Source organism: Arthrobacter sp. E44, assembly GCF_041877125.1.
In the GTDB taxonomy this organism is placed as follows: domain Bacteria; phylum Actinomycetota; class Actinomycetes; order Actinomycetales; family Micrococcaceae; genus Arthrobacter.
In genome coordinates, this window is the sequence record NZ_JBHDJA010000009.1 from 88,467 (window position 1) to 100,488 (window position 12,022).

At 67.1% G+C, this 12,022-nt stretch carries 9 protein-coding genes; 5 read left to right on the forward strand and 4 right to left on the reverse strand.

All coding sequences use genetic code 11. The features are described 5' to 3' along the window. Nucleotides 1-35: 35 nt before the first annotated feature. Nucleotides 36-704: an acVLRF1 family peptidyl-tRNA hydrolase gene (locus ACETK3_RS10050; protein WP_373992815.1), complete on the forward strand. Its 669-nt coding sequence runs from the start codon at nt 36-38 to the stop codon at nt 702-704. Between the two features lie 19 nt (nt 705-723). On the opposite strand, the gene ACETK3_RS10055 is transcribed toward ACETK3_RS10050, so the two are convergent. Together ACETK3_RS10055 and aspS are read right to left on the reverse strand one after the other, a co-directional pair. After that, nucleotides 724-1,533, reverse strand: coding sequence for a GNAT family N-acetyltransferase (locus ACETK3_RS10055; RefSeq protein ID WP_373992848.1), 810 nt, complete (start codon nt 1,531-1,533; stop codon nt 724-726). Between the two features lie 98 nt (nt 1,534-1,631). Beyond that, on the reverse strand, nt 1,632-3,431 hold the full coding sequence (gene aspS / locus ACETK3_RS10060; protein WP_236819585.1) for an aspartate--tRNA ligase: 1,800 nt from the start codon (nt 3,429-3,431) through the stop codon (nt 1,632-1,634). A gap of 97 nt (nt 3,432-3,528) precedes the next feature. Here aspS and ACETK3_RS10065 point away from each other — a divergent pair, with 97 nt between their 5' ends. Beyond that, entirely contained in the window at nt 3,529-4,782 is a 1,254-nt protein-coding gene (locus ACETK3_RS10065; RefSeq protein WP_373992816.1) for an APC family permease, read from the forward strand. 28 nt (nt 4,783-4,810) lie between these two features. Here ACETK3_RS10065 and hisS read toward each other — a convergent pair whose 3' ends face one another. Continuing rightward, the gene (gene hisS / locus ACETK3_RS10070) at nt 4,811-6,181 is read right to left on the reverse strand and encodes a histidine--tRNA ligase (protein ID WP_236798473.1); all 1,371 of its coding nucleotides are present in this window, start codon (nt 6,179-6,181) and stop codon (nt 4,811-4,813) included. A 229-nt stretch (nt 6,182-6,410) separates the two neighbouring features. Here hisS and ACETK3_RS10075 point away from each other — a divergent pair, with 229 nt between their 5' ends. From ACETK3_RS10075 to ACETK3_RS10085, 3 genes are all read left to right on the forward strand, one after another. Then, on the forward strand, nt 6,411-7,229 hold the full coding sequence (locus tag ACETK3_RS10075; protein WP_373992817.1) for a peptidylprolyl isomerase: 819 nt from the start codon (nt 6,411-6,413) through the stop codon (nt 7,227-7,229). A gap of 66 nt (nt 7,230-7,295) precedes the next feature. Further along, a complete protein-coding gene (locus ACETK3_RS10080; RefSeq protein ID WP_373992818.1) occupies nt 7,296-8,807 on the forward strand; it encodes a DUF349 domain-containing protein in 1,512 nt (503 codons plus the stop codon). Between the two features lie 99 nt (nt 8,808-8,906). Then, complete coding sequence (locus tag ACETK3_RS10085) at nt 8,907-9,680, forward strand: hypothetical protein (protein WP_373992819.1); 774 nt, start codon at nt 8,907-8,909, stop codon at nt 9,678-9,680. On the opposite strand, the gene ACETK3_RS10090 is transcribed toward ACETK3_RS10085, so the two are convergent. Then, complete coding sequence (locus ACETK3_RS10090; protein WP_373992820.1) at nt 9,561-11,951, reverse strand: bifunctional (p)ppGpp synthetase/guanosine-3',5'-bis(diphosphate) 3'-pyrophosphohydrolase; 2,391 nt, start codon at nt 11,949-11,951, stop codon at nt 9,561-9,563. The genes ACETK3_RS10085 and ACETK3_RS10090 overlap by 120 nt on opposite strands. Nucleotides 11,952-12,022 lie beyond the last annotated feature (71 nt).

Here is a 12,022-nt window from a genome sequence, read left to right on the forward strand (position 1 = left end):
GTCAACCGCTGCTTTCTCCGCCCCAAGGATGCCCCATGCCTTCCCCTGCTTCTGCCGGCGGACCGCCCTCCGTCCGGACCGCCTTCGTCTCAGGCGCCCGGCTGGCGGGCTGGGCTGAACGGTTCAGCGCATCGCACGGCGGGTACCGGCTGCAGGATGACGATGACGGCCTCCGCCTTGTGGCGGCCGATGGCACCGTAGCCCTCCTCCAGGCGCCGTGGCCGGCAGATGGGCGGCCGGGTCGCGGCGCCGGCCCGCTGGAGCGGCTGGCCGCCCTTGCCTCCCAGCCCCGCCGGCTGGGACTGCTGCTGGTCCGGCGGGGCGGCTACGGCCTCGGGGTGGCAAGCGAAGGTACGCTGCACGCGTCAAAAGCGGGAACCCGGTACGTCCAGTCGCGCACGGCCGCGGGCGGCCAGTCCCAGCAGCGCTTTGCCCGCCGGCGCTCCAGCCAGGCGGATGCCCTGGTGGTTGCCGTGGCGGAACAGGCAGGGCTGGTCTTCGCCGGGCACGCCTTCGAATATCTGGTGCCGGGCGGCGACAGGACACTGGCGGACCTTGTCCTCGCCGAACCAGTTCTCCGGGACTATGCGCAGCTCCCCCGCCTCGCATACCTCGACGTGCCGGAACCCAGGGCCGCCGTGGTGAAGAAGGCCGCAGCCGACGCCTGCGCGGTGCGGATCACCGTAGCGGATCCGCCCGGGTAGGTGCTTCGGCCATGACGGTTCAGCAGCCGGTGGCCGCCCGGCGGGGCCGTTCCTGCCGGTACAGGTAGCGGCCGGCTTCCTTGAACCCGGCCTTGGCGTACAACTCCTGCGCGCCGTGGTTCGCCGCAGTCACCAGCAGCCAGAAGCCCGTCACGCCCCGGCTGTTGCCGGCCTGCAGCAGGGAGTCGAGGACCGCTGCCGCGAACCCGCGGCGACGCGCTTCCGGCAGGGTGGCCATGCAGTACAGGCCACCCAAGTGGCTGCCGGTGGGAAGCGCAAGGCGCCCGACGGCGGCCGGCCGGCCCCCGTCGTCCCGCACCAGGGCATAGACGGAGGGGCAGCCTTCAAGGATTTTTTGGGCGACGGCCATGGCGTCCTCCCCGCCGCGGCCGTCCACCTGCCACCAGACCCGCAGCCAGTCCTTCGATGGCTTCGGTGAGAGTTCAACAGCCGGAGTGCCCGGCTCGGCTGCAGGAGCGGGGACGTGCAGGGCGCTGCGGGTCATGACCATGGTCTCGGACTGGCGGGTGAAGCCCTCCGCATCAAGAAGTCCGTGCAGCGCGGCCGCATCCGGGCCCTCAAACAATTGGAAGATGACCGGAAGCCGGCGGCTGCGGTACCAGGACCGAGCCCGGCGGAGCAGCGCGGGAAGCTCTTCGCCCAGGTGCTGCGCGGCGTCCCGCGGCCAGATGGAGTTGGCCCGCTGCGTGACACCTTCCGCCGCCCGGAGGATCCAGCCGCCGGCAGCGTCCTGTTCCAGGGCGGGCCAGGCGGCGTCCATGGCGGATTCGAGGGCGGTAGTTTCAATATTCGGGGGTGGGGGCTGCATATCGCCTACGGCCACGAGGTTGTTCCTTCCTTAACAGCAGGAGGCTCCCCGGCGGACCGGAGAACCTCCTGCTGCGTTGCGGCCCCAGGCCGCGGGTACTACTGCTGGTCTTCGGGCTTCTTCTTCTCTTCCGGCTTTTTGGCCTCCGGCTTGAAGTCCACGCCTGCTTCCTTGCGCTGCTGCGGCGTAATGGGGGCCGGGGCCTCGGTGAGGGGGTCGTGGCCGCCGCCGGACTTGGGGAAGGCGATGACGTCGCGGATCGACTCCACCCCGGCCAGCAGCGAGACAACACGGTCCCAGCCGAACGCGATGCCGCCGTGCGGAGGCGCGCCGTACTTGAAACCTTCGAGCAGGAAGCCGAACTTGGTCTGCGCGTCCTCCTTGTCCAGGCCCATCAGCTCAAAGACCCGCTCCTGCACTTCACGCTGGTGGATACGGATGGAGCCACCGCCGATTTCGTTGCCGTTGCAGACGATGTCGTAGGCGTAGGACAGTGCAGACTCCGGGTCCTTGTCGAAGGTATCCAGGAATTCCGGCTTGGGCGAGGTGAACGCGTGGTGGACAGCCGTCCACTGCCCTCCGCCGACAGCCACATCACCAGAGGCGACTGCGGCGGCGGCGGGCTCGAACATCGGGGCGTCCACTACCCAGCAGAACGCCCAGTCGGTGGGGTCGATCAGGCCGGTGCGGTGGCCGATCTCCACGCGGGCAGCACCCAGGAGGGCCCGCGACGGGGTCTTCTCGCCTGCGGCGAAGAAGATGCAGTCGCCCGGTTTGGCGCCAACCGCATCGGCCAGGCCGGCGCGCTCGGTGTCCGTGAGGTTCTTGGCCACAGGACCGGTGAGTTCGCCGTCCTCCTTGTACAGCACGTAGGCCAGGCCCTTGGCGCCGCGCTGCTTGGCCCATTCCTGCCAGGCGTCCAGGGTGCGGCGCGGCTGCGAGGCGCCGCCGGGCATCACCACGGCGCCGACGTACGGCGCCTTGAACACCCCAAAGCTGGTGTCCTTGAAGAACTCAGTCAACTCGGTGAGCTCCTGGCCGAACCGAAGGTCCGGCTTGTCCGAGCCGAACCGTGCCATGGCATCGGCGTAGGTAATCCGCTGGATGGGCGTGGGGATGTCGACGCCGATGAGCTGCCATACGGCCTTGACGATGTTTTCGCCCATCCGGATGATGTCGTCCTGGTCCACGAAGCTGGCCTCGATGTCCAGCTGGGTGAATTCCGGCTGCCGGTCCGCGCGGAAGTCTTCGTCGCGGTAGCAGCGGGCAATCTGGTAGTACTTCTCGAAGCCGCCCACCTGCAGCAGCTGCTTGAAAAGCTGCGGTGACTGCGGAAGGGCGTACCAGGAACCCGGGGCCAGGCGTGCCGGAACCAGGAAGTCGCGGGCGCCTTCCGGCGTCGAGCGCGTCAGCGTGGGCGTCTCGATCTCAACGTAGCCCTCTTGGTGGAGCAGCTCGCGCGCCACCCGGTTGGCCTCTGACCGCAGGCGCAGGTTGCGGCTGGGGCCAGGGCGGCGCAGGTCCAGGTAGCGGTGCTTCAGGCGGGCTTCCTCGCCGACCTCCACATGCTCGTCAATCTGGAACGGCAGCGGGTCCGAGGTGTTGAGGATGGTGACGTCCTCGGCGATGACCTCGATTTCGCCTGTGGCCAGCGCAGGGTTCTCGTTGCCCTCCGGTCGCCGGGACACCGTGCCCTTGATTTGCAGGACGTACTCGTTGCGCAGCCCGTGGAACACTTCTTCCTCACGGACAACCACCTGCGCCACGCCTGAAGCGTCGCGCAGGTCCACGAATGCCACACCACCGTGATCACGACGGCGGGCCACCCAGCCGGCCAGGGTTACGGTCTGTCCAATGTGCTCGGAGCGAAGGGATCCGAGGTCATGTGTGCGCAGCACAGCACGCCTTTCTGCGGGAAAACAGGGGGAAGTTCAATATGATCGTTGCGGGAACGATCCCGTCCGAGTTTACCCGCTGGAAAGGGACTGCCGCCGCATGAGCGAACCACAGCAGCTGCAGCGCCGGCTGGGGACCTTTGATGCCACCGCCATTGGACTCGGTTCCATGCTGGGTGCAGGCGTGTTCGTGGTGTTCGCCCCGGCCTCCGCCCTGGCAGGGAACCTGCTGGTCCTGGCCGTGGTGGTCGCCGGCGTCGTGGCGTACTGCAACGCGGTGGCTTCCGCAGCCCTCGCCGCAAAGTATCCCACCAGTGGCGGAACGTACATCTATGGCCGCAAGCAACTGGGCGAATGGCCCGGCTTCCTGGCCGGCTGGGGTTTTGTCACGGGCAAGACCGCCTCCTGCGCCGCCATGGCGTTGACGTTCGGCAGTTACGTGGCCCCGGCTTTTGCTGTTCCGGTGGCCATCGCCGCCGTCGTGGTGCTGACCGGCGTCAACCTGCTGGGCATCACCAGGACCGCCCTGCTGACCCGGATCCTGCTGTGCATGGTCCTGGCAACACTGGTTTTCGTTGCCGTCGCAGCAGTTCTGGGGCCGCACCCTGCGACGGAAACGGCAGGGGCTCCGTCCGCAGGTGCGGCCGGGGTGCTGCCCGCCGCCGGACTGATGTTCTTCGCCTTCGCCGGGTACGCCAGGATCGCCACGCTGGGCGAAGAGGTGCGGAACCCGGCCCGGGCCATACCGCGGGCCATCCTCGCGGCCCTGGCGGCCGCGTTTGCCATTTACCTGGTGCTGGCGCTGCTCCTGCAGGCCCACCTCGGTGACCGGCTTGCCGCCACCCGGACACCCCTGCTGGACGCGGTGTTGGAATCAGGCCTGGCCGCGGGTGCGCCGCTGGTGCAGGCCGGAGCGGCGGCCGCATGCCTGGGCGCCCTTCTCGCACTTATCACGGGGGTGGGCAGGACAACGCTGGCCATGGCGAGGGAACGGGATCTTCCCGGACCGTTGGCGAAGGTGGGCGGCAGCCACACCGTTCCGTTCGTCGCGGAACTGGCCGTGGCCGCCGTCGTCATCCTGCTCCTGCTGACCACTGACGTGATGACCGTGGTGGGCTTCTCAAGCTTCGGTGTACTGGTCTACTACGCGATAGCGAACGCCTCCGCCTTCACGCTCGCGGCACACCCCGGGTACGCTCCACGCTGGCTCAACGCTGTCGGGTTCCTGGGATGCGTCGTACTCGCCTTCACGCTGCCGGCGGCGTCCCTCCTGACCATGGCGGTGGTCCTGGCGGCAGGGGTGGCCGGACGGTGGCTGGTGCTGCGCTTCCGGCAGCACCAGCCCCAGGCGTAGGTACCAGCCCCCGCCTTAGGTTCCCGGGCTACACCGAAGCCGGTGCAGTCGCGGTCGTTTCAACCTGCACGGTCAGGTCCTCCAGCGGCGGCATCCAGGTTTCGGGAGCCGCCAGCACCTGCTCGCCGGTGCGGATGTCCTTGACCTGGTGGGTGCCGTCCTCGTCGGTGAACCAGACGAAGGGGATCCCCCGCTTGTCCGCGAACTTGATCTGCTTGCCGAACTTGTCCGCCTTCGCCGCAACCTCGGTGGGGATCCCCCGGCTGCGCAGCAGGGCGGCAACGTCCTGGGCCGCTCCCCAGCTGTCGTCCTGGTTCAGGGCCACCAGGACGGCGGTGGGAACCGAACGGGAAGCCTTGGCCAGGTCCTGGCTCAGGATCCGGGACACCAGGCGGGTGACACCGATGGAGAGGCCGACGCCCGGGAACTTGCGGTTTCCCTTCGATGCCAAGGCGTCGTAACGGCCTCCGGAGCAGATGGAGCCCAGCTGTTCGTGGCCTACCAGCACCGTTTCCACCACGGTGCCCGTGTAGTAGTCCAGGCCGCGGGCAATGCTGAGATCCGCCAGGACCTTGCCCGGGGCGCGCTGGACGGCGGCATCGATGACCTGCTCCAGTTCGTCCAGGCCTTCATCCAGCAGTTCGTTGCTGACGCCCAAGGCCCGGACCTGGGCCACGAAGGACGTGTCCTCGGTGCGAATGGCCGCCAGCTGCAGGGCCTTGGCTGCCTGTTCGTCGGACGCGCCGAGTTCGCTCTTCAACAGTTCGGCCACCTTGGCGGGGCCCACCTTTTCGAGCTTGTCGATGCTGCGCAGCACGCCTGCGGTGTCTTCCAGTCCAATGCCGCGGTAGAACCCTTCAGCCAGCTTGCGGTTATTGATGCGCAGGCGGAAGTCGGGGATGGGCAGGGCGCTGAGTGCCTCGGCGATGACCAGCGCGATCTCGACGTCATAGCGGAACGGAAGCTCGCCGTCGCCCACCACGTCAATGTCCGCCTGGGTGAACTCGCGGGCCCGTCCCTCCTGGGGCCGTTCCCCGCGCCACACCTTCTGGATCTGGTAACGGCGGAACGGGAAAGACAAATAGCCCGCGTTCTCCACGACATACCGGGCGAACGGAACCGTCAGGTCAAAGTGCAGGGCAAGTGCGTGCGGGTCGGCCTTTCCGCCTTTGACGGGGTTCTCGCTCTCATCCTCCTGCAGCCGGCTCAGGCCGTAAACTTCCTTGTCGATCTCCCCCTTGCGGAGCAGTTGGCCCACCGTCTCCACCGCTCGGGTCTCGATCGAGCCGAAACCGTGGAGCTCAAAAACCCGGCGCAGGGTATCGAGCACATGCAGCTCCACCAGCCGTTCCTCGGGAAGCCACTCGGGGAATCCGGACAGGGAGGCGGTGCGTGCCATGGGGAAGGTTCTCCTTAGGAATGGAAGGGGCGCCGGAACTGCCGGCCCGCGCCCGTTAAGACGGCATGCGGCGGCAGCACAGCCAGCCATGCATAAACTATGTGCGGCAGCCAGTTTATGCGGCATCCCTGTGCATCTCTAATGCAGCGGACCCGCGAAGCCTGGCCCCTGACACCTGCGCCCTGCGGCCAACCGCCGGGCACCAGCAGCCCGACGACGAGGAGGACCCTTGGCGGCCAGTTCACGCAGTGCACGCGAAGCAAAACGGCGCATCCAGCAAATGGAGGCCAAGCGTGAGCTCCGGCGCGGCCAGGAGAAGCGACGGAAGCGCGACAACCTCGTGGCCGCCGGCGCCGGGGCCGCCGCCGTGGTGCTCGCCGTCGTCCTCCAACTCACCGCGTTCGCCGGCAATCCCACGGAAGCCGAATACGCTGCTGCGCAGGCGGGATTGACGGAGCCCTCCGCTTCCGCAAGCTCCTCCCCCACACCCTCCGCGCCGGCAACCAATGGACCGAACATCCCGGCCGCGGATACGGCGGCCGGCAAGACGTTCTCCGGCCAGCTGCTGCTGAACGGCAACCCGCTGGGCGTGGAAGTGGACGGGACCAAGGCCCCGCAGGCCGCCGCCGTGTTCAAGTCCCTCAGCGACGAAGGCTATTTCAATGGCAAGACGTGCCACCGGCTGACCACCGCAGACAAGTTCGGCGTCCTGCAGTGCGGCTCCCCCAAGGGAGACGGGCAGGGCGACCCGAACTACACGTGGGGTCCGCTCGAGAACACCCCGGCTGACAACACCTACCCTGCCGGCACCATCGCCGTTGCCCGCACAGGCAACAACGCGTACGGCAACGGGACGCAGTTCTTTATTGTCTACAAGGACACGGTCATCCCGGCGGACGCCGCCGGGGGCTACACCGTTGTAGGAAAGGTCACCTCCGGGCTCGACGTCGTCTCCACCATCGCGGCCGCAGGAATCACGCCGGGAGCGAGCGACACGGACGGCGCGCCAAAACAACCAGTCACGATAGACTCGTTTTCTCTGAAGTAGGAAGCCGGGCCGGACGGGCCACGGTGAGTACGTGAGTATTTCCCTCCAAGCGAAAGACTTTTAGCGGTGACAGACAGTCAGAAATCCGACGAAACAGCAACAGACCTGACCGAAACGGCGGCCCCCGCCACCGGCGAAGGTACCGGTCCTGATGCGAATGCCGAGCAGTCATCTGCCGCGCCCGAGGCTCCCGCAGCGCCCTCGGCGGCTGCGCCGGCCCCCGGGCCCCGGCCGTCTGCACCGTCTCCTGCCGCTTTCGCCTCCCGGCCCAAGCCGGCTGCGGCCGCACCCGCCGCCGCACCGGCTCCTGCCGCACCCAGCACCTCCGTCGCCGAGGCGTCCAAATGGGGCCGGGTGGAGGGCGACGGCCACGTCTATCTGAAGATCGATGACGGCGAGCACCCCGTGGGCCAGTACCCCGGCGTCAGCGACGACGAAGCCCTGCTGTACTTTGCGCGGAAGTACGACGACGTCGTGGCTCAGATCGTTCTGCTGGAACAGCGGGTCAGCTCCAAGGCCCCCAGCACCGACATGCAGAAGACGGTGACGCACCTGCATGAGCAGCTTGCCGAGCGGAACATGGTGGGCGACCTCCGGGCTGCGGAAGCGCGCCTGGATAAGCTGTCCGGCCAGATCGCGGAGCTGGAAAAGGCCGAGAAAGCAGAGCACGACGCCGTGCGGGCCGCCGAGCTCGCAGCGCGTGAAGCCATTGTTGCCGAGGCGGAGCAGATTTCCGGCCAGGATCCCGCCCAGACACAGTGGAAGACCTCCAGCGCCCGCATGAACGAGCTTTTCGAAAACTGGAAAGCCGCCCAGAAGAGCGGCGTCCGGCTGGGCCGCAGCAACGAAGACGCCCTCTGGAAGCGGTTCCGTGCTGCCCGCACCGTTTTCGACCGCCACCGCAGGGCATATTTCTCCCAGCTGGACAGCAACAACTCTGCGGCCAAGGCTGCCAAGGAGAAGCTGATTGCCGAAGCTGAAGCCCTGTCCACCTCCACCGACTGGGGCTACGCCGCCGGGGAATACCGCCGGCTGATGGACCAGTGGAAGGCATCGCCGCGTGCCAGCCGCAAGGACGATGACGCGCTGTGGGCACGCTTCCGCGCCGCGCAGGACGTCTTCTTCACGTCGCGCCAGGCCGCCAATGACGAGATCGACCAGGAATACGCCGCAAACCTTACCGTGAAGGAAGAACTGCTGGCCGAGGCCAACACCATCCTGCCGGTCAAGGACCTCGCCGCGGCCAAGAAGGCCCTGCAGTCCATCCGTGACCGCTGGGAAGAGGCCGGCAAGGTGCCGCGGGCAGACATGGGCCGGATCGAGGCCGGACTGCGGAAGGTGGAGGACGCCGTCCGCCACGCCGAGGAAGAGCAGTGGCAGCGGTCCAACCCTGAGCGCAAGGCACGCACCAACAGCGCGTTGTCCCAGTTGGAGTCCGCCATCGCCGGGCTCCAGGAAGACCTCGCCAAGGCAGAGAAGAGCGGCGACCAGCGCAAGATCAAGGCTGCCCAGGAAGCCCTTGAGGCGCGCCAGGCCTGGCTCGACCAGATCCAGCGCTCCGCCAGCGAGCTGTCCTGAACAACCCGTTGAGCTGACGGGCGCAGGCCCCGTTCCGGTTATCCACATAAACCGGGCGGGGCCTGTGCCGTTTAAGGGCGTCCCGGGCAGGATGGGGCTATGGCCACTCCTCCAACTCCATCCGCCGCCGGGCCAGGCAGGGCAGCCGGCCCGCCAGTTTCCCGTGCGGCTTGCCGGGAAAACCCGGCGGAATCCGGCGCAGCGCCCCGCTTTCCCGAGCTTTATGCTCCCGGCGGCCCCTTCGCCGGTCCGGAACTGCAGTCCCTCGCAGCGGACGGCCTGCTGGCCCGTTTCCATCAGCACGGCTATACGCTCCCCGGAATCCCTGCGTCCCCTCAGCTGCGTGCAAGGGCAGCGGCAGGGGCTGTACCGGCGGCAATACGGCAGCGCGTTGTTGCCGGGCGGATGACGGCGGCCTGGATCTACGGCTGTGCGGCTGAGCCTGACCGCCTGGCCCTGCTGGTGGATGCCAAGCGGAGGGTGTCCAGCCTGCGGAGCACGCGCGGCTGCACGTTGCATGAAGTGAAGCTTGGGCCGTTCGATGTGATCAGCCTGGGCGGGCTCATGGTGTCCAGCCCCCTGCGGACCGCGCTTGATATCGCCCTGCATGTGGAATCGGAGCGCGCCGTACCTGCCCTCGCCGGCCTGCTCGCAAGGCCGCAGCAGGACGTGAAGCTGCGCCTCCTGGTCCGGGCCATCGAGGCAACACCCCGGGTGCCGCACAAGCGGGCGGCGCTGGAAAAGCTTGCCCTGCTAGCTCCGGCGTTTGTTGCCGGTGGTGCGATAGACGTCGAAGACCCCGTCGATCCGGCGGACGGCGCTCAGGACGTGGCTGAGATATTTGGGGTCGCCCATCTCGAAAGCGAACTTTGAGATCGCCACGCGGTCCGTGGAGGTGTGGACGCTGGCGGCGAGGATGTTGACGTGGTTGTCCGACAGGACCCTGGTCACGTCGGAGAGCAGGGACTTGCGGTCCAGCGCCTCAACCTGGATTTCCACCAGGAAGACGCTCGACTGGGTTGGCGCCCAGTCCACGTCCACGATCCGGTCCGGCTGGTCCTTCAGGTCCGAGATGTTCGTGCAGTCAGTCCGGTGCACGGAAACACCGGAACCCCGGGTCACGAAACCGAGGATCGGATCCGGCGGAACGGGAGTGCAGCAGCGGGCGAGCTTGACCCAGACGTCGCCTACGCCGCGGACCACTACACCGGAGTCGGAGAAGCGGGCCTTGGTGACCTGGGTGGGGATGCTGACCTCTTCGACGTCATCATCGGCACTCTCATTGCCGCCCAGGCTTTCAATGAGCTTCTCCATGACCGACTGCGCGGACGTGTGTCCGTCGCCCACCCCGGCGTAAAGCCCGGAGATGTCGGCGTACCTGAACTCCTCCGCCACGGCGGCCAGGGCCTCGTGCGTCATCAGCCGCTGCAGCGGGAGGTTCTGCTTCCGCATGGCACGGGTCAGCAGTTCCTTGCCGCGGTCGATCGCTTCTTCGCGGCGTTCCTTGCTGAACCACTGCCGGATCTTGTTGCGTGCCCGGGCGCTCTTGACGAAGTGCTGCCAGTCCTGGCTGGGCCCCGCTCCCTCGGCCTTGGAGGTGAAGATTTCCACCCAGTCGCCGTGGTTCAGTTCGCTGTTGAGCGGGACCAGCTTGCCGTTGACCCTGGCGCCGATGGTGCGGTGGCCCACCTCCGTGTGGACTGCGTAGGCAAAGTCCACGGGTGTCGATCCCGCCGGCAGTGCCATGACTTCGCCCTTGGGGGTGAAGACGAACACTTCGCGGGCGTTGATTTCAAACCGGAGCGAGTCCAGGAACTCCCCCGGATCCGATGTCTCCTGCTGCCAGTCCACCAGGGACCGCAGCCACCCCATGTCGCCGTCGCGGGGACTTCCGGGACCCACGGCGGTGCGGTTCGGCTGGTCCTTGTACTTCCAGTGGGCCGCCACGCCGTATTCGGCCCGGCGGTGCATCTCATGCGTGCGGATCTGGATCTCCACCGGCTTGCCGCCCGGACCGATGACGGTGGTGTGCAGCGACTGGTACATGTTGAACTTCGGCATCGCGATGTAGTCCTTGAACCTGCCGGGCAGGGGGTTCCAGCGCGAATGCATGATACCCAGGGCGGCGTAGCAGTCCCGGACGGAGTCCACCAGGACGCGGACACCCATGAGGTCGTTGATGTCGTCGAAGTCCTTGTCGCGGACAATCATCTTTTGGTAGATGGAGTAGTAATGCTTGGGCCGGCCGGTGATGGTGGCCTTGATCCGGGCTCCGCGCAGGTCCTCCGTGATCTGGTCGCGGATGACGCCCAGGCTCTTTTCCCGCTCGGGGGTCCTGTCCCCCACCATCCGGACGATCTCCTCGTACACCTTGGGATACAGCGCCGCGAAGGACAGGTCCTCAAGCTCCCACTTGATGGTGTTCATACCCAGGCGGTGGGCCAGCGGTGCGAAGATCTCCAGGGTTTCCCGGGCTTTGCGGGCAGAGGATTCGGCCGAAACGAAGCGCCAGGTGCGGGCGTTATGCAGCCGGTCCGCCAGCTTGATCATCAGGACACGGATGTCCTTGGCCATGGCCACGACCATTTTTCGGACGGTCTCCGACTGGGCAGCCTCGCCGAAGCTGACTTTGTCCAGTTTGGTCACGCCGTCCACCAGCATTGCTACTTCCGGCCCGAAGTCCCGCTTCAGGTCGGCAAGCGTGTACGGAGTGTCTTCCACCGTGTCATGCAGCAGCGCTGCAGCCAGCGTCGTGCCGCTGAGTCCCAGTTCAGCGAGGATGGTTGCCACGGCCACGGGGTGGGTGATGTACGGATCCCCGCTCTTGCGCTTCTGCCCGCGGTGGCTGCGCTCGGCTACGTCAAAGGCGCGCTGGATGAGGTCGAAGTCCTCTTTGGGATTGTTGGCGCGGACGGTGCGGAGCAACGGTTCAAGGATGGGAGAGTACGTGGCTGGGCCGCGGCCGGTCAGGCGGGCAAGGCGGGAGCGGGTCCGCTCACGGCGGCCCGGGAACGTGGCGCGGGATCCTGAGTTGTCGACAGGAACCAGGGAACCAGGGCGCGCGGGCGTTGCCGCACCGGCTTGTACACCGGCAGGATTCTTATCTTCCTGTGCCGTTGGCGCCGACGCCGAACGTTCTTCCAATGAAGCACCCCTCACCACCGATTTAATTACCCCAGTCTATTCCTCCGGGCGGCGACTTTTATAACCGGGAC